Raw genomic sequence first — 21,167 nt, forward strand, 5'->3', positions numbered from 1 at the left:
AAGCCTCAAGTTTTGAGGCTTGAGGCTTGAGGCTTGAGGCGTTGATATGAACAGCCCCGTCGGGCAGGGCTGTTCAGTACCAGGCGATCACAGCAGCATCGTGCGGATATCCGCCAACAGCTCGGACAGGCGCTTGGTGAAGCGCGCCGCCGCGGCGCCGTTGATGACGCGGTGGTCATAGGACAGCGATAACGGCAGCATCAGGCGGGGCTGGAAGGCCTTACCGTCCCACACTGGCTGCATGGTTGCCTTTGAAACGCCCAGAATCGCCACTTCCGGTGCATTGACGATCGGCGTGAAGCCGGTACCGCCAATGTGGCCGAGGCTGGAGATGGTGAAACAGGCGCCCTGCATGGCATCCGGGGACAGCTTCTTGGTGCGGGCCTTCTCGGCCAGCTCCGCCGCCTCGCCTGCCAGCTGCAGCAGACTCTTCTGGTCGACGTTCTTGATGACCGGTACCAGCAGGCCGTCCGGTGTATCCACCGCAAAGCCGATGTGCACGTACTTCTTGCGAATCACTGCCTTGCCGCTAGGTGCGAGCGAGGCATTGAATTCTGGAAGTTCCTTGAGCAGGTGAGCACAGGCCTTGAGCAGAAGCGGCAGCACCGTCAGCTTGACGCCGGCCTTCTCCGCGACCGATTTCTGCGCAACGCGGAAGGCTTCCAGCTCGGTGATGTCCGAGGACTCGAATTGGGTCACGTGCGGTACGTTCAGCCAGCTGCGATGCAGGTTGGCGGCACCCACCTGCATCAGGCGGGTCATCGGTACTTCTTCGATTTCGCCAAACTTGCTGAAGTCGACCTCAGGAATCGGCGGGATACCCGAACCACCCGCGGCGCCTGCTGCTGGGGCCTGCTTGGCCTTGTTCATCATGGTCTTGACGTAGGCCTGAACGTCTTCCTTGAGAATCCGCCCCTTCGGACCGGTGCCCTGGACATCGGCCAGCTCGACACCGAATTCACGTGCGGTCATGCGAACCGCGGGGCCGGCGTGAACCTTGGCGCCGGCTTTGCTTGGGCCGCTTACCGTCGGCGCTGGCGTCGCGGCAGCCTTGGCTTCCGGTACGCCCTGCTTGTTCGGCGCGACCGCCTGCTGCTGTGGTGCAGCCTCCTGCGGCTTGGCTTCGGATTTCTTCGCAGGGGCTGCGCCTGCCACCTTGAGTGTCAGGATCAGGTCGCCTGTCTTGGCTTCGTCACCGACCTTGATCGACACAGACTCCACCACGCCCGCCTTGGGCGCCGGAATTTCCATGCTGGCCTTGTCGGATTCGAGTGTGATCAGCGACTGGTCCGCCTCGACGCTGTCGCCGGCCTTGACCATGACTTCAATGACATTGGCGCTGCCGCTGGAGCCGATGTCCGGAATGCGAACCTCTTCCACGGACTCGCCCGCAGGTTCTTCGGCTGCTTGTTCGGCTGGCTTCTGCTGCTGGCTTTGCGCCTGAGCTGCCGGTGCGCTGCTCGCTGTCGCCGGCTTGCTTGCAGCTGCACTCTTGAGGATCAGGATCAGATCACCGGTGCCGACCTCATCGCCGATCTTTACGGAAATGCTCTCGACCACGCCGGCCGCGGGAGACGGAATCTCCATGCTGGCTTTGTCTGATTCGAGAGTGATCAGCGGCTGCTCGGCGTCGATGGTGTCGCCGACGTTGACCGAAATCTCGATCACACTGGCTTTGCCCGAGGAACCGATATCCGGGACCTTGATCTCCTGCGATTCACCCTCGTTGGCGGAAGCTGATGGATTGTCATCGCCGGGAGGGGTAGCCGCTTCGGCTTCATCGGCCGGGCCGCCGGCTGCTGCGCCAGCCGGCTCGGCAGCGGCTTGCGCCGGTGCTTCGCTGCTCTGACCCTCTTCGCTTTCCAGCTCCAGCAACTCGTCGCCTTCCTTCAGGCGGTCGCCCAGCTTGACCTTCAGACTCTTCACCACGCCGGCCTTGGGCGCGGGGATCTCCATGCTGGCCTTGTCGGATTCGAGCGTCAGGATGCTCTGGTCGGCTTCGATACGGTCGCCGACCTTGACGAACAACTCGATAACTTCACCCTCACCGCTGCCGATGTCGGGTACGCGTATGGTTTCACTCACAATAGGTTCTCCTGTGCGCACGCAGCATCAGCAATCCAGCGGATTGCGCTTCTCGGGGTCAATACCGAACTCGGTGATGGCTTCGGCCACGACCTTGCGTTCGATGGCCCCGCGATCGGCGAGTGCCTGCAGTGCGGCGACGGCGACCCAGCGACGGTCGACTTCGAAGAAGTCACGCAACTTGGCGCGCGAGTCGCTGCGGCCGAAGCCGTCGGTGCCCAGCACCTGGTACTCGCGAGAAGGTACCCACTGACGGATCTGGTCGGCGAACAGCTTCATGTAGTCGGTCGAGGCCACAACCGGGCCTTCGCGGCCTTCCAAGCACTGCTGGACGTAGGTCTTGCGCGGCTCTTCGGTTGGGTGCAGACGGTTCCAGCGATCCACGGCCAGGCCGTCGCGGCGCAGTTCGTTGAAGCTGGTGACGCTCCAGACATCGGCGCCGACGCCCATCTTAGCGAGGATGTCCACAGCAGCGCGTACTTCACGCAGGATGGTGCCCGAGCCCAACAGCTGCACACGGTGCTTGAAGTCGCCCTTGGCTTCTTCGAGCAGGTACATGCCCTTGATGATGCCATCCTCGACACCCTGCGGCATGGCCGGCTGCTGGTAGTTCTCGTTCATCACGGTGATGTAGTAATAGACGCTCTTCTGCAGCTCCATCATCTCGTGCATGCCGTGATGCATGATCACCGCCAGCTCGTAGCCGTAGGTGGGGTCGTAGCTGCGGCAGTTGGGGATGGTGCTGGCGAGGATGTGGCTGTGGCCGTCCTCGTGCTGCAGGCCTTCGCCGTTGAGCGTGGTGCGCCCGGACGTGCCGCCCAGCAGGAAGCCGCGAGTCTGTGCATCGCCCGCCGCCCAGGCCAGGTCGCCGATACGCTGGAAGCCGAACATCGAATAGAAGATGTAGACCGGCAGCATCGGCTGGTTGTAGTTGCTGTAGGCGGTACCGGCAGCCATGAAGGAAGAGAACGCGCCGGCCTCGTTGAGACCTTCCTGCAGGATCTGCCCGTCCTTCTCTTCGCGGTAGTACATCACCTGATCGCGGTCGACTGGCTCGTACAGCTGCCCTACCGGCGAGTAAATGCCCAGCTGACGGAACATCCCCTCCATGCCGAAGGTGCGCGCCTCGTCCGCGAGGATCGGCACGATGCGTTTGCCGAGGTCCTTGTCCTTGACCAGTTGCGACAGGATCCGGCCGAAAGCCATGGTGGTGGAAATTTCACGCTCGCCGGAACCGTCGAGGACGGCTTTGAGGGTTTCCAGCGGCGGTGTCGGGATGCTGAAGCTCTTCGGCCGGCGCTGCGGTAGCGAGCCACCGAGCTTTTCGCGGCACTTGCGCAGGTACTTCATTTCCGCGCTGTCTTCGGCTGGACGGTAGAACGGCAGTTCTTCGAGCTGCGAATCGTTGACCGGGATATCAAAGCGATCGCGGAATTTCTTCAGACTGTCGATATCGACTTTCTTGGTGTTGTGGGCGATGTTCTTCGCCTCACCGGCACCGGTGCCGTAGCCCTTGATGGTCTTGGCCAAGATGACTGTCGGCTGGCCCTTGTGGTTGACCGCCTGATGGTAGGCCGCATAGACCTTATAGGGGTCGTGACCGCCACGGTTGAGCTTCCAGACTTCCTCGTCGGACATGCTCTCGACGCGCTTGAGCAGTTCCGGGTCGGCGCCGAAGAAATGCTTGCGCACGTAAGCGCCGTCTTTGGCCTTGTAGTTCTGATATTCGCCATCGATTGCCTGGTCCATGCGGCGCTGCATGCGACCATCTTCGTCGGCGGCGAACAGCGGATCCCACAAGCGGCCCCAGACGACCTTGTTGACGTTCCAGTTGGCGCCTTTGAACACGCCTTCCAGTTCCTGGATGATCTTGCTGTTGCCGCGAACCGGGCCGTCCAGGCGCTGCAGGTTGCAGTTGATGACGAATACCAGGTTGTCGAGGTTTTCGCGGCCGGCCAGGGAGATGGCGCCAAGCGTTTCCGGCTCGTCGCACTCTCCGTCACCGATGAAGCACCAGACGCGCTGCTTGCCTTTGGGAATGAAGCCGCGGTTTTCCAGGTACTTCATGAAGCGTGCCTGGTAGATCGCAGTGATCGGCCCCAGACCCATGGAAACGGTCGGGAACTGCCAGAAGTCGGGCATCAGATGCGGGTGCGGGTAGCTCGACAGGCCTTTGCCATCGACTTCCTGACGGAAGTTGAGCATCTGGTCTTCGCTCAGGCGGCCTTCGAGATAAGCGCGGGCATAGATACCGGGGGAAGCGTGGCCCTGGTAGTAGATCAGATCGCCGCCGTGCTCCTCGGTAGGAGCCTGGAAGAAGTAGTTGAAGCCGATGTCGTACAGCGTCGCGCTGGAGGCGAAGGTGGAAATGTGTCCACCCAAGTCCGGGTCCTTCAGGTTCGCACGCATCACCATTGCCAGTGCGTTCCAGCGGACCAAGGAGCGAATGCGGCGCTCCATGAACAGGTCGCCGGGCATCTTGGCTTCGCGGGTGACGGGGATAGTGTTGCGGTACGGCGTGGTGATGCCATAAGGAAGTGGCGTGCCGCTGCGGGTGGCCAGTTCCCCCATCCGGGTCATCAGATAGTGGGCGCGGTCTTCACCTTCGCGGTCGAGTACTGACTCGAGGGCGTCCAGCCATTCCTGGGTTTCGACGGGATCGAGATCTTGCATGGCTTGCTCCAGGGCGGAAAGGCTTCCAGAATCGGTTGCCTGCTTCGCGGCCGGCTTTGTGGGCCGGTGCGTATATGTTCTTGGATGTTTGGCCGGGGGTAGGGCCGGGCTCTGTAGTTTTACTACAAAACAACGGTTGATTCAGCCCCCTGCAACATTCTTTCGTAGTAAAACTACATCTCAGCGGTTCGGCCTGACTCGCTGGCGCCGGCGGAAACTGCTCTAGTACGGGCGCCTCCGCTTCTCCAGCAGCCAATCAAGGCATTAAGGAACTTTTTATGAGCCTGCCAGTACTGGTTGCATTGCCAACGTCGCTCCAATCTTTGGTCACCCGTGCCGAGGAGACGTTCCTCAGTGCGGTTCACGACTCACCGGCGCAGGCGAAGCAGCAATTCGCCGCTTGGCCGTCAGCGCGTCGCGAGGCATTTGGCCGGGTCTGTGCGGCCAGTGACTTCGTCAGCGAACAGGTTAGCCGAGATCCCGGCATGCTGCTGCAGCTGGCCGAGGCCGGGCTGTTGGAGCGATCACTGCAAGGCGCGGAAATGCGCACGACACTTGCCGAGATACTCCGCGAGTGCGCCGACGAAGACAGTCTGGGGCACGAACTGCGGCGGTTTCGCAATCTGCAGCAGGTGCGGATCATCTGGCGCGATCTTACGCGTCAAGCGGATCTGGCCGAGACGTGCGGCGATTTGTCCGACATGGCCGACGCCTGTATCGATCTCGCCTACCAATGGCTTTATACGCGCCACTGCGAGCAGTTCGGGGTGCCGACCGGACGGCGCAGCGGTGACGCGCAGCAGATGGTCATCCTCGGCATGGGCAAGCTGGGTGCGCGCGAGCTCAATCTGTCCTCCGATATCGATCTGATCTTTGGCTATCCCGAAGGGGGCGAAACAGTCGGTGCCAAACGGTCACTGGATAATCAGGAGTTCTTCATCCGTCTCGGCCAGCGACTGATCAAGGCGCTGGATGCGCCGACTCTGGACGGCTTCGTCTTTCGCGTGGACATGCGTTTACGGCCTTACGGCTCCTCGGGCTCGCTGGTGCTGAGCTTCAACGCGCTGGAGCAGTACTATCAGGACCAGGGCCGCGACTGGGAGCGTTACGCGATGATCAAGGCGCGGGTAGTCGCCGGTGATCAAGGGGCCGGCAAAGAGCTGCTCGATATGCTGCGGCCGTTCGTCTATCGGCGTTACCTCGACTTCTCCGCCATTGACGCGCTACGCAGCATGAAGCAGCTGATCCAGCAGGAAGTCCGACGCAAAGGCATGGCTGCGAACATCAAGTTGGGTTCCGGCGGTATCCGCGAGGTGGAATTCATCGCGCAGGCGTATCAACTGATTCACGGCGGGCGCGACCTGAGCTTGCAGCAGCGGCCGTTGCTCAAGGTGCTGGCAACGTTGGCCGGGCAGGGCTACCTGCCGTCGGCCGCCGTCGACGAGCTGCGCGAGGGCTATGAATTCCTGCGCTACACCGAGCATGCGCTGCAGGCCATCGATGACCGCCAGACGCAAATGTTGCCGGACAGCGAGATCGACCGTGAGCGCGTCGCGTTCATGCTGGGATTCGAAACCTGGGAAGCCTTCCATGAACGCCTGTTGCATTGGCGCGGTCGGATCGACTGGCATTTCCATCAGGTGATCGCTGATCCCGACGAAGATGAAAATGCTGAGGGCGAGGCGCTCGTCGGTGGCGAATGGCTGCCCTTGTGGGAGCAGGATTGGGACGAAGAGTTCGCCTGCCGTCAGCTGGCGGAGGCGGGGTTTCATGATGGCCAGGCCGCCTGTCTGCGTCTTGCCGCGCTGCGCGGCGGTAGTCAGGTACGAACCATGCAGCGCCTCGGGCGGGAGCGGCTCGATGCCTTCATTCCTCGCTTGCTGGCGCAGGCGGTCGAGCAAGATGATCCGGATCTGGTGCTCGAGCGAGTGCTGCCGCTGGTCGAAGCCGTGGCGCGGCGCTCAGCCTATCTGGTCTTGCTGACGGAAAATCCCGGTGCGCTGCAGCGATTGCTGGAGCTCTGTGCCGGCAGCCCCTGGATCGCCGAACAGATCGCTCGTTTTCCATTGCTGCTCGACGAATTGCTCAATGCCGGGCGGTTGTTCAGTCCGCCACAGGCCCCGGAACTGACGGCTGAGCTACGTGAGCGGCTGGCGAGAATTCCCGAAGACGATCTTGAGCAGCAGATGGAGGCGCTGCGGCATTTCAAGCTGGCGCATCGGCTGCGCGTGGCAGCATCGGAGATCGCCGGTACGTTGCCCTTGATGAAGGTCAGCGACTACCTGACCTGGCTCGCCGAGGCGATTCTCGAGCAGGTGCTCGCACTGGCCTGGCGGCACACCGTGGCCCGTCACGGCCAGCCGCGGCGCGCGGACGGCTCTTTGTGCGATCCGGCGTTCGTGATTGTCGGCTACGGTAAGGTCGGCGGCATCGAACTCGGCCACGGCTCCGACCTGGATCTGGTGTTCATCCATGACGGCGATCCCAACGCCGAAACCGATGGCGTCAAGCCCATCGACGGCGCCCAGTTCTTCACCCGCCTGGGACAGCGCATCATTCACCTGCTGACCACTCAGACTACCTCTGGTCAGCTCTACGAAGTCGACATGCGGCTGCGGCCGTCCGGGGCTTCCGGGCTGCTGGTCAGTTCGCTGAGCGCTTTCGACCGCTACCAGGGCCAGGAAGCCTGGACCTGGGAACATCAGGCACTGGTCCGGGCTCGCGTGCTGGTCGGCTGCCCTCAGCTTACGGCGGACTTCGAGAAGGTTCGCGCGGCGGTGCTCGGACGACCACGCGATCTCGAGCAGTTGCGCCGCGAGGTCAGCGAGATGCGCGCCAAGATGCGCGACAACCTCGGCACCCGTGCGACACAGGCGGGCCTAGCCGAAAAAGCGTTCGAGGCGGAGGGCGAGTTCAATCTCAAGCAGGATGCCGGTGGTATCGTGGATATCGAATTTATGGTGCAATACGCGGCTTTGGCGTGGTCGCACCAGCATCCGCAACTGCTGCGCTATACCGATAACATCCGCATTCTCGATGGGTTGGAGCAGGCCGGGTTGATGACCGGCGATGAGGTCAGACTGCTGCAGGATGCCTACAAGGCATACCGCGCGGCTGCTCACCGGCAATCACTGCAAAAACTGCCCGGGGTCGTGAGTGGGGACCAATTTCATGACGAGCGTCGCGCAATAATGCGCATCTGGCGTGAGCTGGGGCTCAGCTGATCTCGTCTGCAAACACAGCATTTATCGAATTCCGAGGTGGCAACAATGTCGATGGCCGATCGTGATGGCGTGATCTGGTATGACGGTGAGCTGGTGCAGTGGCGCGACGCGACCACCCATGTACTGACTCATACCCTGCATTACGGCATGGGCGTTTTCGAGGGCGTGCGCGCCTACGACACACCGGCTGGCACCGCGATCTTCCGCCTTCAGGCGCACACCGATCGTCTGTTCGATTCGGCGCACATCATGAACATGCGGATGCCGTATTCGAAGGAAGAAATCAACGAAGCGACCCGCGCCGCCGTGCGTGAGAATAATCTGGAAAGCGCCTACATCCGCCCGATGGTCTTCTACGGATCCGAAGGCATGGGCCTGCGCGCCAGCGGCCTGAAAGTTCATGTGATCGTCGCTGCCTGGCATTGGGGTGCCTACATGGGTGACGAGGCGCTGGAGATGGGCATCAAGGTGCGCACCAGCTCCTTTACCCGTCACCACGTCAACATCAGCATGACCCGCGCCAAATCCAACGGTGCCTACATCAATTCGATGCTGGCCCTGCAGGAAGCCATTTCAGGCGGCGCCGACGAGGCGCTGATGCTGGATCCGGAAGGCTACGTGGCCGAAGGCTCCGGCGAGAACATCTTCATCATCAAGAACGGCGTGATCTACACCCCGGAAGTGACCGCCTGCCTCAACGGCATCACCCGCGGCACCGTATTGACCCTGGCCGACGAGCTGGGCATCAAGGTGGTGGAAAAGCGCATCACTCGCGACGAGGTCTACATCGCCGACGAAGCTTTCTTCACCGGCACTGCCGCCGAAGTCACGCCGATTCGCGAAGTCGACGGCCGCAATATCGGCATTGGTCGTCGCGGCCCGGTCACCGAGCGCATCCAGAAGGCCTATTTCGATCTGGTGTCTGGCAAGACCGATGCGCACGCCGAGTGGCGGACGCTGGTCAAATAAAGCCTGAAGCTGGAAGCCAAAAAGCCGGATTGAAATAACCCCGGCGCTCGCTTCCAGCTTCGAGCCTATGGCTTGTAGCTTATGAATATTCTGATTGTGGGTCCCAGCTGGGTCGGCGACATGGTGATGGCGCAGACGCTGTTCGTCTGCCTGAAACAGCGCCATCCGGATTGCCAAATCGACGTGCTCGCACCCGAGTGGAGCCGGCCGATCCTCGAACGGATGCCAGAAGTACGTCAGGCGCTGAGCTTCCCGGTGGGGCACGGCGTGCTGGACATGACGACCCGGCGCAACATTGCGCAAAGCCTGCGAGGCCAGTATCAGCAGGCGATCCTGCTGCCCAATTCGCTGAAATCGGCGCTGGTGCCGTTTTTCGCCGGGATTCCCAAACGCACCGGCTGGCGCGGCGAAATGCGCTTCGGCTTGCTCAATGACATGCGCAAGCTGGACAAGCAGCGCTATCCGCTGATGATAGAGCGCTTTATGGCGCTGGCCTTCGAACCTGGTGCCGAGCTGCCCAAGCCCTATCCGCGGCCGTCACTGCGCATCGACGCTGAAAGTCGCGACGCTGCGCTGGTGCGTTTCGACCTGAGCATGGATCGGCCCGTGCTGGCGTTGTGTCCGGGCGCTGAATTCGGCGAATCCAAGCGCTGGCCGACCGAGCACTTCGCCGAGGTGGCCGAAGCGAAAATCCGCGAGGGCTGGCAGGTTTGGCTGTTCGGCTCGAAGAACGACCATGCCGTGGGCGAGGATATTCGCCAGCGATTGATCCCTGGATTGCGCGAAGAGGCGCGCAATCTTGCCGGCGAAACCAGCCTGGCTGAAGCAATCGATCTGCTGTCGTGCGCCGAGGCGGTGGTCTCGAACGATTCCGGGCTGATGCACGTGGCTGCCGCTCTCGGCCGCCCGCTGGTGTCGGTCTATGGTTCCACCTCGCCAGCGTTTACTCCGCCGCTATCCGATCAGGTCGAGGTCGTGCGCCTGGGCCTCGATTGCAGCCCATGCTTCGAGCGCACCTGCCGTTTCGGTCACAACAACTGCATGCGCGAACTCGGGCCGCGTTCGGTGATTGACGCACTGGATCGCCTGGTGCCACAGCCGGTCGAGGTGCGTTGAGTGAGGGTGTTGTTGATCAAGACATCCTCGTTGGGTGATGTCGTGCATACGCTTCCGGCGTTGACCGACGCGCAGCGCGCGATACCTGGCATTCAGTTCGACTGGGTCGTGGAGGAGGGCTTCGCCGAGATTCCGGCCTGGCATCCGGCAGTGGCCCAGGTCATTCCCGTGGCGATCCGCCGTTGGCGAAAGCATCCCCTGCAAACGCTTCGTTCTGGTGAATGGCGCCGCTTCAAGACGCGTCTGCGTGAGGCCCGCTATGACTTGGTCATCGATGCACAAGGTCTGCTCAAGAGCGCCTGGCTGACCCGTTACGTTCAAGCCTCGGTCGCCGGTCTGGACCGGGACTCGGCGCGGGAACCGCTGGCGTCGCGTTTTTACGATCGCCGCTACGTCGTGCCACGTGATCAGCATGCCCTTGAGCGTGTGCGGCAGCTGTTCGCGCAGTCACTCGGTTATTCGGTCCCCGAAGCGACTGCCGATTACGGGCTGGATCGCAGCCTGCTGGCGACACCCAACGAGCAGCCCTATCTCCTGTTTCTGCACGGCACTACTTGGCCGAGCAAACATTGGCCGGAACCCTACTGGCGCGAATTGGCCGAGCGTATGAGCGATTTCGGCTGGGCGATCCGCCTGCCGTGGGGCAATGCTGACGAGAAGGCGCGTGCCGAGCGTATCGCGCAGGGACTGGATAGCGTATCGGTATTGCCCAGACTGAACCTCGGTGGAATCGCTAAGGTAATCGCCGGTGCGCGTGCCTGCGTCGCCGTCGATACCGGGCTTGGACATCTGGCCGCTGCGCTGGATGTTCCGAGTATTTCGCTTTACGGCCCCACCTTGCCGGGCCGCGTTGGCGCCTATGGCCGCGCACAGGTGCACCTGTGCGCGACGGGCCCGAACGCCGGTAAAGGCGATCGCCACAAACCTTGCTTCGACGACTTGCCGCCCGAGCGTGTCGCCAGCGAACTCAAGGCCCTGTTACGGTCATCGGAGACACCCTGATGCAGCTGGCCTTCATTTTGTACAAGTATTTCCCGTTCGGCGGCCTGCAGCGCGACTTCATGCGCATCGCACTGGAATGCCAGCGTCGCGGCCATGTCATTCGGGTCTACGCGATGATCTGGGAAGGTGAGGTGCCTGACGGTTTCGAGGTGCTGATCGCGCCGGTCAAGGCAATCTTCAACCACACCCGTAACGAGCGCTTCACCACCTGGGTCGAGGCGGATCTGGCAAAGCGTCCGGTGGATCGGGTGGTCGGCTTCAACAAGATGCCTGGGCTCGACGTCTACTACGCGGCCGATCCCTGTTTCGAAGACAAGGCGCAGACCCTGCGCAATCCGATCTATCGTCGCTGGGGCCGTTACAAGCATTTCGCCGAGTACGAGCGCGCGGTGTTCGAACCGCGGTCAAAGACCGAAATACTGATGATTTCCGAGGTTCAGCAGCCGCTGTTCGTCAAACACTACGCGACACCCATCGAGCGCTTCCACCTGCTCCCGCCAGGCATTGCGCAGGATCGGCGTGCGCCGAGCAATGCTGCTGAAATTCGCCTGGCGTTCCGCGACGAATTCGCACTGGGCGGCGACGAGCTGTTGCTGGTGCAGATCGGCTCCGGCTTCAAGACCAAAGGCCTCGACCGCAGCCTCAAGGCGCTGGCGTCGCTCCCACGCGAGTTGAAAAAGCGCGTGCGCCTGTTCGTTATCGGGCAGGACGATCCGAAACCCTTCCAGATGCAGGCCAAGACGCTGGGGGTGTCCAGTCAGGTCGAGTTCCTCAAGGGGCGCAGCGACATCCCGCGTTTTCTGCTCGGGGCCGATCTGCTGATCCATCCGGCCTATAACGAGAACACCGGAACGGTCCTGCTGGAAGCGCTGGTCGCCGGATTGCCGGTGCTGGTTACCGATGTCTGCGGCTACGCCCACTACATCGCGGACGCCGACTGCGGTCGCGTGGTGTCCAGCCCGTTCGATCAAAACCAGCTCAATCGCATGCTGGCCGAGATGCTCGCCGATGACGCGCAGCGCAATCGCTGGGCACACAACGCATTGGCTTATGCTGACCGCGCCGACCTTTACAGCATGCCCGTACGGGCGGCCGATGTGATTCTGGCGGAGCGACCATGATTTTGATCCTTGCCGAGCCCTTCCAGACGCTCTGGGCGGACGTTGACCCGTTCGAGGCGGTCGAGCAGCTTCAGGGCCAGGTCTATCGTGAGCTCGACGGCCGGCGCACTTTGCGTACCGAAGTCCAGGGGTGCGGTTACTTCGTCAAGATCCACCGCGGTATTGGCTGGGCGGAGATCGTCAAGAATCTCGCGACCGCCAAGCTGCCGGTGCTCGGTGCCGGACAGGAGTGGCGCGCCATCCAGCGCCTGCACGAGGTCGGCGTGCCGACAATGACGGCGGTGGCCTATGGCGAGCGCGGCAGCAATCCTGCAGCTCAGCATTCGTTTATCGTGACTGAAGAGCTGGCGCCGACGATCAGCCTCGAGGACTACAGCGCCGATTGGCTACAAGCCCCACCTGAGCCCCGACTCAAGCGCGCACTGATCGCCGAGGTCGCGCGTATGGCCGGAACCATGCACCGCGCGGGTGTCAATCATCGCGACTGCTACCTCTGCCACTTCCTGCTGCATACCGACAAACCGGTGATCGCCAGTGATTTTCGCCTGTCGCTGATCGACCTGCATCGTGCCCAGGTGCGCCGCGAGACACCGCGTCGGTGGCGCGACAAGGACCTGGCTGGTTTGTATTTCTCAGCGCTGGGCATCGGCCTGACCAATCGCGACAAATTGAGATTTCTAAGGGGCTATTTCCAAGTGCCGCTGCGCCAGATCTTGCGTGATGAGGTGGCACTGCTGTCGCGTCTGGAGCGCAAGGCCGGACAGTTGCAAAACCGCTTCCAGCGCAAATACGCACCTGGAGCCCAGGAATGAGCGATTGGCAAACCGTCGGCGAGCTAAGTGCTGACGTCGCTCATGCGTTTGGTGATCTGGATGCCGTTTTCGCGCTGGATGGCGAGCGGATTGCCAGTGACCCGCTGTCCGAGGTCATCCGTGTGAACATTTCCGGCAAGTGCTTCTACGTGAAGCGTTACTGGACGGCGGGCAAAGGCTTGCGGCGTTTCGTGGGGCGCCCGCGTGTCGAAGCCGAGTGGCAGAATCTCCAGTACTTCAGCGAGTGGGGCATTGCCGTTGCGCCGCTGGTTGCCTGGGGGATGCAGCGTCGTGCAGGATTCTTCCAGCGTGGCGCCCTGGTTACCTCGGAAGTACCCGGCACCACGGACATGGCGGCCATCGCATGCGCAGGTGACCCGAGGTTGGCGGACCGCCGGTGGGTGCGCGGGGTCAGCGAGCAACTGGCCCATGCGACGCGCACGCTGCACGATTATCGCTTTGCGCATAACGATCTGAAATGGCGGAACCTGCTGGTCAACGAGGCGGGCAAGTTGTTTCTGATCGATTGCCCGTCAGGGGATTTCTGGCGCGGCCCGTTTCTCCATCGCCGCATCATCAAGGACCTGGCTTGCCTGGACAAGGTGGCACGCTACAGGTTGTCCCGTACACAGCGCTTGCGCTTCTTTCTGCTCTACCAGAGACGGACGCGAATGACAGCAGGCGACAAGAAGATGATCCGCAAGATCCTCGCCTACTTCGAGGGCCGCGAATGATCGATTCCGTGTGGGAGCTGGCCGGTGCCACGGGTTGTGCCTGTCCTGGTGGGCTGCCGATGCGTGCCACGCGCAGGGCCGGCGCATCGCCTTTCGACGCCTTGCACCGGGAGTTCGCGCGTGACAATTGAACAATTGCGCCGGGCTGGGCGGCATCCAGCGCTGCCCCTGAGCATCGCGCTGGGCGCTGACGAACTGCATATAGCGTGCTGGCTACGCGTTCTGCCTGGCCAGCGCTATGTAGCGAAAGCGCAGTGGCGAGGGCGTCCGGTGCTGGCCAAACTGATGGTGGGTGACCGCGCGCGCCGCCATTTCGAGCGTGAACGCCATGGCGCGGAGTTGCTCGCCGAGCAGCACCTGACCACCCCCGCATTGCTGGAGCAGGGCTTCGAAGAGGGGGCCGGCGGTTGGCTGTTGTTCGAGCTCCTGGAGGGCGCGCGCGGCCTGCATGAAGCATGGTTGGAGGTATCTCGGCAGTTGCCACTGAGTGACGATCAACGGTCGGTGCTGGGCAGTGCGCTGGCGGAGATCGCTCACCTGCATGCGAAAGGGCTCTGGCAGAGCGATCTGCACCTGGACAACCTGATGCGCCACGACGGGAGGCTGTACCTGATCGATGGCGGCGGCGTTCGCGCCGAAGTGCCCGGCGAGCCTTTGTCGCGAGAGCTTGTACAGGACAACCTCGCGCTGTTCTTCGCGCAATTGCCCGCGTCGCTGGAACCCTTCATCGAAGAGTTGCTGGTGGGCTATCTGCTGGCCAACAGCACCCACGCGCTTGCGCTCGAAGCCTTGCTCGACAAGGTGCGCACGGCGCGACGGCAGCGGCTCGCCGACTATCTGAAAAAGGTCGGCCGCGATTGCACGGCCTTCAGTGTGCGCCACGACCGCCACGGTCTGGTCGCGGTGCGTCGCGAGCGCGAGGCGCAGTTGAAAACCCTACTAAGTGCCCCGGATGAGTTCATAGCAGAAGGTTCGGCGCTTAAGGAAGGCGGGAGCGCCACGGTTGCGCGTGTCGATGTGCTGGGCGAAGCGCTTGTCATCAAGCGCTACAACATCAAGAACCTGGCCCATTGGCTGAAACGCTGCTGGCGGCCGTCCCGAGCTTGGCACAGCTGGGTCGAAGCACACCGTCTGGATATGCTGGGCATCGCCACACCCCAGCCGCTAGCCGTAATCGAAACGCGTCGCTGGGGACTGCGCGGGCGCAGTTATCTGATTACCGAGTATGTAAGTGGGCAGGATATAATCGCGCGTTTCGAGCCTTACGTGGACGCCACGCCCCCCGAACGCGAACTGCTGGCATTGGAGCAACTTTTCGCTGCCCTGATTCGCGAGCGTATCAGCCATGGGGACCTTAAAGGCACCAACCTGCTCTGGCGAGATGGCTGCTGGGCTTTGATCGATCTGGATGCGCTACGTCAGCATCGTAGCGTGGCTAAGTTCCGTCAGGCTTTCGCGAAGGATCGTGACCGTTTATTGCGCAACTGGCCGGCAGATAGCGTTTTGTGCCGTCTGCTGGATCAACGTTTACCGAAGACGGCCTGAAGCAGAATGCCGAGGCTGAAAAGAATGCCCACGGGCTGTGTATTACAACGCAGGGCTACAGGCTTCAGGCTTTAGGCCCCAAGCTGATTTCAAGAGGCTTTTTACAGTGACATTGACGATTCTCGGCCTTTCCGGCGCCCTCAGTCACGATCCTTCCGCGGCGCTGTACATCAACGGCAAGTTGATCGCTGCAGCGGAGGAGGAGCGATTCGTGCGCGACAAGCATGCCAAGAATCGCATGCCTTATGAGTCGGCCAAGTTCTGCCTGGAACAGGCGGGGATAAGTCCGTCCGACGTAGACGTGGTGGCGATCCCTTTTGCGCCGATCAGCATCTTGGAGAAGGCCCGCTGGCATTACGCCAAGCGCTACTGGTACGCACCCGATCGCGCACTCGATGCCATTCTCTTCGGCAATCGTCGCTACAAGCGCTACCACAAGCGTATCCAGTGGTGCCTGCAGCAGCTCGGCTTCGATCTGAAAAAAATCAAGATCGAGCCGGTCGAGCATCATCTTGCCCATGCATCAAGCGCTTATCACTGTTCAGGCTTTACGGAAAAAACCGCGATTCTTGGCATCGATGGAAAGGGTGAGTACGCAACCACGTTCTTTGGCTATGGCGAGAACGGCCGGATCCACAAGATAAAAGAATTCTACGATCCGGATTCGCTGGGAGGCCTTTATGGTGCCATCACCGAATTCCTCGGTTTCGAGATGCTCGACGGCGAATTCAAGGTCATGGGCATGGCGCCATACGGCGACGCGACCAAATATGATTTTTCCCGCCTGGCTAAGTTTGAGAACGGCGAGCTGACCATCAATACCGATTACGCCAATGTCATCGGTTTTCGCCGCTACAAGGAAAAGGGCAAGGGTTATTACTTCTCGCCCAAACTGATCGAGTGGCTAGGGCCGAAGCGCGAAGGCGATATTGCCGACGATCCCTACATTCACTATGCGGCGGCGATGCAGGCGCTGTTCGAAAAGCTCGCCCTGCAAATGATGGACTACTACTTGGGTGACATCATTCGTGAGACCGGCAAGATCGCTTTCGCCGGCGGCTGCGCGCTGAACGTCAAGCTCAACCAGAAGATCATCGCCCGCGACGAGGTCAAGGAGCTCTTCGTTCAGCCAGCCTCTGGTGACGCTGGTACTGCCGTTGGTGCTGCGGCCTATGTATCGGTGCAGCGCGGCGTGCCGGTGGAGAAGATGGAGCACGTCTATCTTGGGCCGTCCTACTCAAATGAGGACATCATTGCGGCATGCGCGCGCCATCCGAACAAGCCGACCTGGACGCAGATCGAAGACATGCCGCAGCGTATCGCAAAGATCATGGTCGAGGGCAACCCGGTTGCCTGGTTTCAGGGTCGCATGGAGTTTGGCCCGCGTGCATTGGGCGGGCGCTCGATCATTGGTTGCCCAAGCGTGCCCGGTGTCGCCAACCGCATCAACGAGCAGATCAAGTTCCGTGAACGCTGGAGACCCTTTTGCCCGTCGATGCTCGACACCGTCGCGCCGCAGATGCTCAAGGTCGATCATCCGAGCCCGTTCATGACGTTCACATTTGAAGTGAACGAGGGCTGGAAGGAGCGCGTCGGCGAGGTGGTACACGAAGACGGCACATCGCGAGCGCAGGTCCTCGAGCGTCGCCACAACCCGCGCTGGTATGACCTGATGCTCGAACTGGAGAAACTCACCGGCAACGGCGTCTCGCTCAACACGTCGCTCAACCGTCGTGGGGAACCGATGATCTGTTCCCCGACCGATGCGCTGAACATGTTCTATGGTTCGGATCTGCAGTACCTGATCATGGAAGATGTGTTGGTTGTAAAGGGTGACAAGCTGGCATGACGGCGTCCGATCCATGGGTTTTGCAGTTCTGCCATGGCTATGACGGTCCGTTTCTGGATTGTGCGCGTCAGTACGCCGCGCTTTTCACAGGCACGCCGTACAAGGTCTGTACCGTCTACCTGACCGGGTCGCCGAGCGACGAGGTCGTTCGCGGTTCGGCTTCGGATGAGGTGATCTTTCTCGGCTACGACAGCAAGGATGTGCGTGGGCTCAAAGTCGGTGCCATGCGCCGGCTTCGCAGCATCGCGGCCAAGCGAGATTATCGGTTCTGCATCGCCCATCGGTTCAAACCGATCTACATTGCGTTGCTGGCGACCGGGCTGCCGGTGATTGGCGTACATCATGCCTTCGGCGTTTATAGCCGGCCCATGCGGCGCTGGTTCGTCAATCGTTTCCGTGCCCGCTTGCTGTTGCTTGGCGTTTCCAACGCGGTGCGTGACGAGATGCGTGCTGATCTTCCCGGCTGGGAAAGCGCGCGTATCGAAACCCTTTACAATCGCATCGACGTCGCCGCCGTGCAGGCCGAGCAGGTTTCCCGCCTCGACGCCCGCGCGGCGCTGCAGCTGCCTCCGGACGCCTGGGTGGTTGGCAATGCCGGCCGCCTGCACCCTGACAAGGATCAGGCCACCCTGATCCGAGGTTTCGCCCGGGCATTGCCGCGACTACCCGCCAACAGCCTGCTTGCGATCATGGGCAGCGGCCGGCTGGATGCGCAACTTCGCCAACTGGCCGGGAACCTGGGTGTCGCCGATCAGGTGCGATTTCTCGGGCAGGTGCAGCACGGCAGACGCTACTTCAAAGCGTTCGATCTCTTTGCGTTGACCTCAGACCACGAGCCGTTCGGCATGGTGCTGCTGGAAGCCATGGCGGCCGGGGTGCCGGTGGTCTGCACCGATTGTGGCGGCGGGCGTGAGGTGGTGGAGGGCGTCGGAAAGGTATTTCCTTTGGGAGACAGCGCTGCCTTAGCCACCGAGTTGGTGGCAGCGGCGCAACCGGATAAGGGATCGGCTCCACCGGCAGCGACCGCTCTGTTGCATCTCACGGAAGTTTTTTCCGATGCGCGTGCGCAGCGTGATTTCAATACAATTCTATCGAACGGGTTCTTTGACGAATGATCGCCAATCTCACGCCTGTTAACCGGGGATTCGCGCAATCGAACGTCACGCCAAGGCAATGCCATGCTTCTTTGCCGCTGTCAGCGTATAGCCAGACTTTCGACTGTGCCCACAACCTGCCGTTGGATATGGATCCAGCGCTGCGCAGCATGCGAACTTACGCGTTGAATAATGCATGAAGCTAGCAGTCGCATTTTTTGGAATTCCCCGCAACAGTTCCATCTGCTTCCCGTCTATTGAGCAGAATATCTATCAGTACCTGCCAAGAGAGGCGCAGGTGCGGTCTTACTACCACTTATACGAGCCCCAGTTGGTCAATAACCCGAGGTCCGGGGAGAACGGCTTCATTGGCGAGTCCAATTACCTGCCTTTCGCCCGTATGGACGGTCGTCTCGAGGAAGCTGGCGCCTGCCTGAGGCGCTGGGATTTCGACGAAGTCAAGAAACACGGAGATGTATGGCGGGACGATTTCAAGTCCTTATCCAACCTGATCCATCAGTTGAACTCTCTGCATGCGGTAACCGCGCTGGTCGATGGGTTCGATCCCGACGTCGTGCTTTTTGTACGTCCCGACCTGCTCTATCACGATGCCCTGCCCCGGTTCGCGCTCAACGCCTGTGCATCGGACCGCCGCGCGGTCTACATCCCTCATTGGCAATGGTGGAACGGTTTGAACGACCGTTTTGCCGTTTGCGGTCGTGACGTCTATGGCGCCTACGGCCGTCGTGCAGAGCTTATGATTCCGTTCTGTCTGCAGGAGCAGCGTGGCCTGCATGCCGAGCGGTTGCTGCGTTTCTCCATGGGCCGGGTGGGGGCCTTGGTGCGCACGCTGGATGTGCGGGCATCCCGGGTTCGACTGAATGGGGAGCTGGTCGAGGAAACGTTCTCATCCAAGCATTCCATGGGCCGTCGGGAAAGTCGTTTCGTGCTGCCGATGGCGCGTTTGCGCTCGCAATTCGACAAACTACGGTATCGGCAGGGCGGTACGCTTGGCTGATTTTATGGAAGACCGTCCAATGCTGAAAGTTCTGCTACTTGTGCAAAAAGAACAGCGCGTCATGCTTGACCGCTTGTATGAAAGCATTGCGCGCAATTGCGAATGCGACACGCGGTGGCTGAGCCGTGATGAACAGGCCAATCTGAAGCGCTACTTCGCCGAGAGCGTAAACCTGCAAGCGTATGAGCGCATTGTGTTCTTTGTGCGCTTCAAGCAGGAGATTCGGCAAGTTGGGTTCATTCGCAGTGTGCCGAATCTGGTGGTACTGGAACACGACGCCTATCAGAACTACATCGCCTGCAAGTACACCGGAAAGTTCAGCGCCCACTATCGGCGCTTGCCGTGGGTGCGTGTGATCAGCTCCGGTTACATGGTCAGCGAGCGGCTTCGCCAGGAAGGTTTCGATGCAGTCTTCGTTCCCAAGGGTTACGACCAGGCATTGCTGCGCGATCTGGGGCAGGTGCGCGATATCGAACTGGCCTTCGTCGGCAGCACTAAAAGCGGCGCCTATAGCGAACGCAAGGCGCTGCTCGATGAGCTGGCAAAATTCGAGGATCTGGTCGTTACCCGCACCCATTCAGGCGAAGACTATTGCAATACTCTCAACCGCATTCGCTTCTTCGTCAGTGCCGACGTCGGCATGGGCGAATATATGATCAAGAACTTCGAAGCGATGGCCTGCGGCTGTGTGTTGCTGGCGTGGGATCAGGGCGAGGCAGAGAACGAGGCGCTGGGTTTCGTCGATATGGAAAACCTGGTGCTTTACCGCAGCGTCGATGAATTGCGAAGCAAGCTTGTGATGTTGCGTTCGGATCCCGACCTGGCGGCGCGCATCGCTGCTGCGGGGCGGGCATTGGCGGAGCGGGAGTACAGCTTCTCGCGCATCGGGCAGCGTATCGTTCAGGCGTTGGATAAGCCGCTACGGGACCGCCCGCAGATGGGCCTGCTGAATCGACTGCGCCTGTACTGGAGGCTGAAGTGAATCAATCACGTATTCGCTTGCTGATCCCCTATTTCGGCCGATGGCCGTTCTGGATGCCGTTTTTCCTGCAGACCTGCAAGCGGAACGCCGACATCGACTGGCTCTTTTTCAGCGATTGCGGAACGCCGGACGACATACCGGATAACGTACGGATCGTTCCGATTTCGTTTGCTGGCTACTGTCAGCTAGTCAGCGAGCGTCTGGGGATGTCCTTCAAACCGAGCAATCCTTACAAGCTCTGCGATATCAAGCCTGCGCTAGGGCATATCCACGCCGAGTACTTGGATGGCTTCGACTTTTGGGGATTCAGCGATATCGATCTTGTCTACGGTGACCTGCGTGGTTATTTTTCCGAGGAGCGGCTCGCCCGATACGATCTGCTGTCTACCCATGCACGTCGCGTATCGGGGCATTTGTGTTTGCTGCGCAATAACGAACGCATGCGCCAGGCGTTCATGCGTGTTCCCGGTTGGCAGGCCTGTTTCGAAGATCCCGAGCACCGTGCGTTCGACGAAGCGGCATTCAGCCGATTGTTCATTCGACGGAAAAACTGGCCCGAGGCGCTTCGGCGAGTGGCCGATCGCTTCAATCCGTGGCGTCGAAGCAGCGAATTCAACGAGGCGTTCAGCACGCCGCATGCGCGGGTTCCATGGCTCAGTGGTGGTTTCGATTTCCCCGATTGTTGGATATGGAACGATGGGCGGCTGACCAACAACCGGGATGGTGCGCGAGATTTTCCCTATTTCCACTTCATCACCTGGAAGAACGCCAAGTGGTCCGGCCGTTCCCCGGATTCGCTGATGCAACCTCAGGATCTCGCCGCTCGGCCATCGTGGTGCGTTACCGAGCAAGGGTTTCGCATGCCTGATGGCGTGTTTGCCGCTACCGAACGGAGAGCGAGTGCCGATGACTCACGTTGATTCCAGAGCCATCATGGAGTACT

At 61.0% G+C, this 21,167-nt stretch carries 15 protein-coding genes and 1 pseudogene; 14 read left to right on the forward strand and 2 right to left on the reverse strand.

Going from position 1 to position 21,167, the window contains the following annotated elements:
* Positions 1-87: 87 nt before the first annotated feature.
* On the reverse strand, positions 88-2,085 hold the full coding sequence (aceF, locus tag ACL0K2_RS16155) for a dihydrolipoyllysine-residue acetyltransferase (protein ID WP_239611160.1): 1,998 nt from the start codon (positions 2,083-2,085) through the stop codon (positions 88-90).
* Positions 2,086-2,112: 27 nt separating this feature from the next.
* Positions 2,113-4,758: a pyruvate dehydrogenase (acetyl-transferring), homodimeric type gene (aceE, locus tag ACL0K2_RS16160; RefSeq protein ID WP_045163879.1), complete on the reverse strand. Its 2,646-nt coding sequence runs from the start codon at positions 4,756-4,758 to the stop codon at positions 2,113-2,115.
* A 278-nt stretch (positions 4,759-5,036) separates the two neighbouring features.
* Between aceE and glnE the strand changes: the two genes are divergently transcribed.
* The 14 genes and pseudogenes from glnE (at position 5,037) to ACL0K2_RS16230 (ending at position 21,144) form a co-directional block, all read left to right on the forward strand.
* Complete coding sequence (gene glnE, locus ACL0K2_RS16165; protein ID WP_413043027.1) at positions 5,037-7,982, forward strand: bifunctional [glutamate--ammonia ligase]-adenylyl-L-tyrosine phosphorylase/[glutamate--ammonia-ligase] adenylyltransferase; 2,946 nt, start codon at positions 5,037-5,039, stop codon at positions 7,980-7,982.
* Positions 7,983-8,027: 45 nt separating this feature from the next.
* Positions 8,028-8,951, forward strand: coding sequence for a branched-chain-amino-acid transaminase (gene ilvE / locus ACL0K2_RS16170; protein ID WP_045163877.1), 924 nt, complete (start codon positions 8,028-8,030; stop codon positions 8,949-8,951).
* Between the two features lie 81 nt (positions 8,952-9,032).
* Positions 9,033-10,067, forward strand: a complete 1,035-nt coding sequence (waaF, locus tag ACL0K2_RS16175; protein WP_413043028.1) for a lipopolysaccharide heptosyltransferase II — start codon at positions 9,033-9,035, stop codon at positions 10,065-10,067.
* A complete protein-coding gene (gene waaC / locus ACL0K2_RS16180; protein WP_413043029.1) occupies positions 10,068-11,069 on the forward strand; it encodes a lipopolysaccharide heptosyltransferase I in 1,002 nt (333 codons plus the stop codon). It begins immediately after the preceding gene.
* Complete coding sequence (locus tag ACL0K2_RS16185) at positions 11,069-12,190, forward strand: glycosyltransferase family 4 protein (protein ID WP_413043030.1); 1,122 nt, start codon at positions 11,069-11,071, stop codon at positions 12,188-12,190. Before waaC ends, ACL0K2_RS16185 begins: the two co-directional genes overlap by 1 nt.
* Positions 12,187-13,002 carry a lipopolysaccharide core heptose(I) kinase RfaP gene (gene rfaP, locus ACL0K2_RS16190; RefSeq protein ID WP_413043031.1) on the forward strand — a complete coding sequence of 272 codons (816 nt, stop codon included), beginning with the start codon at positions 12,187-12,189 and terminating at the stop codon, positions 13,000-13,002. The genes ACL0K2_RS16185 and rfaP overlap by 4 nt, the downstream gene beginning before the upstream one ends.
* On the forward strand, positions 12,999-13,736 hold the full coding sequence (locus tag ACL0K2_RS16195) for a lipopolysaccharide kinase InaA family protein (RefSeq protein ID WP_413043032.1): 738 nt from the start codon (positions 12,999-13,001) through the stop codon (positions 13,734-13,736). Before rfaP ends, ACL0K2_RS16195 begins: the two co-directional genes overlap by 4 nt.
* Positions 13,733-13,867 carry a hypothetical protein gene (locus ACL0K2_RS16200; RefSeq protein WP_413043033.1) on the forward strand — a complete coding sequence of 45 codons (135 nt, stop codon included), beginning with the start codon at positions 13,733-13,735 and terminating at the stop codon, positions 13,865-13,867. The genes ACL0K2_RS16195 and ACL0K2_RS16200 overlap by 4 nt, the downstream gene beginning before the upstream one ends.
* The gene (locus tag ACL0K2_RS16205) at positions 13,857-15,281 is read left to right on the forward strand and encodes a lipopolysaccharide kinase InaA family protein (protein WP_413043034.1); all 1,425 of its coding nucleotides are present in this window, start codon (positions 13,857-13,859) and stop codon (positions 15,279-15,281) included. The genes ACL0K2_RS16200 and ACL0K2_RS16205 overlap by 11 nt, the downstream gene beginning before the upstream one ends.
* Positions 15,282-15,387: 106 nt before the next feature.
* Positions 15,388-17,173 (forward strand): annotated as a pseudogene (locus ACL0K2_RS16210) (carbamoyltransferase).
* Positions 17,127-18,245, forward strand: a complete 1,119-nt coding sequence (locus ACL0K2_RS16215; RefSeq protein ID WP_413043035.1) for a glycosyltransferase — start codon at positions 17,127-17,129, stop codon at positions 18,243-18,245. The pseudogene ACL0K2_RS16210 and the gene ACL0K2_RS16215 overlap by 47 nt, the downstream one beginning before the upstream one ends.
* A gap of 175 nt (positions 18,246-18,420) precedes the next feature.
* Positions 18,421-19,242 carry a hypothetical protein gene (locus ACL0K2_RS16220; RefSeq protein ID WP_413043036.1) on the forward strand — a complete coding sequence of 274 codons (822 nt, stop codon included), beginning with the start codon at positions 18,421-18,423 and terminating at the stop codon, positions 19,240-19,242.
* Positions 19,243-19,264: 22 nt separating this feature from the next.
* Complete coding sequence (locus ACL0K2_RS16225; RefSeq protein ID WP_413044481.1) at positions 19,265-20,224, forward strand: glycosyltransferase; 960 nt, start codon at positions 19,265-19,267, stop codon at positions 20,222-20,224.
* Between the two features lie 53 nt (positions 20,225-20,277).
* On the forward strand, positions 20,278-21,144 hold the full coding sequence (locus tag ACL0K2_RS16230; RefSeq protein ID WP_413044482.1) for a DUF6625 family protein: 867 nt from the start codon (positions 20,278-20,280) through the stop codon (positions 21,142-21,144).
* The last annotated feature ends 23 nt before the right edge of the window (positions 21,145-21,167 follow it).

Source organism: Pseudomonas sp. YJ42, assembly GCF_047225135.1.
In the GTDB taxonomy this organism is placed as follows: domain Bacteria; phylum Pseudomonadota; class Gammaproteobacteria; order Pseudomonadales; family Pseudomonadaceae; genus Stutzerimonas; species Stutzerimonas stutzeri_E.

What these genes read in the sequence shown, in the direction of transcription:
- ACL0K2_RS16215 (WP_413043035.1), top strand. Translation starts at nt 17,127, where the DNA reads ATGACGGCGTCCGATCCATGGGTTTTGCAGTTCTGCCATGGCTATGAC.
- glnE (WP_413043027.1), top strand. Translation starts at nt 5,037, where the DNA reads ATGAGCCTGCCAGTACTGGTTGCATTGCCAACGTCGCTCCAATCTTTG.
- ACL0K2_RS16220 (WP_413043036.1), top strand. Translation starts at nt 18,421, where the DNA reads ATGAAGCTAGCAGTCGCATTTTTTGGAATTCCCCGCAACAGTTCCATC.
- ilvE (WP_045163877.1), top strand. Translation starts at nt 8,028, where the DNA reads ATGTCGATGGCCGATCGTGATGGCGTGATCTGGTATGACGGTGAGCTG.
- ACL0K2_RS16185 (WP_413043030.1), top strand. Translation starts at nt 11,069, where the DNA reads ATGCAGCTGGCCTTCATTTTGTACAAGTATTTCCCGTTCGGCGGCCTG.
- ACL0K2_RS16195 (WP_413043032.1), top strand. Translation starts at nt 12,999, where the DNA reads ATGAGCGATTGGCAAACCGTCGGCGAGCTAAGTGCTGACGTCGCTCAT.
- ACL0K2_RS16230 (WP_413044482.1), top strand. Translation starts at nt 20,278, where the DNA reads ATGCCGTTTTTCCTGCAGACCTGCAAGCGGAACGCCGACATCGACTGG.
- waaF (WP_413043028.1), top strand. Translation starts at nt 9,033, where the DNA reads ATGAATATTCTGATTGTGGGTCCCAGCTGGGTCGGCGACATGGTGATG.
- ACL0K2_RS16200 (WP_413043033.1), top strand. Translation starts at nt 13,733, where the DNA reads ATGATCGATTCCGTGTGGGAGCTGGCCGGTGCCACGGGTTGTGCCTGT.
- aceE (WP_045163879.1), bottom strand. Translation starts at nt 4,758, where the DNA reads ATGCAAGATCTCGATCCCGTCGAAACCCAGGAATGGCTGGACGCCCTC.
- rfaP (WP_413043031.1), top strand. Translation starts at nt 12,187, where the DNA reads ATGATTTTGATCCTTGCCGAGCCCTTCCAGACGCTCTGGGCGGACGTT.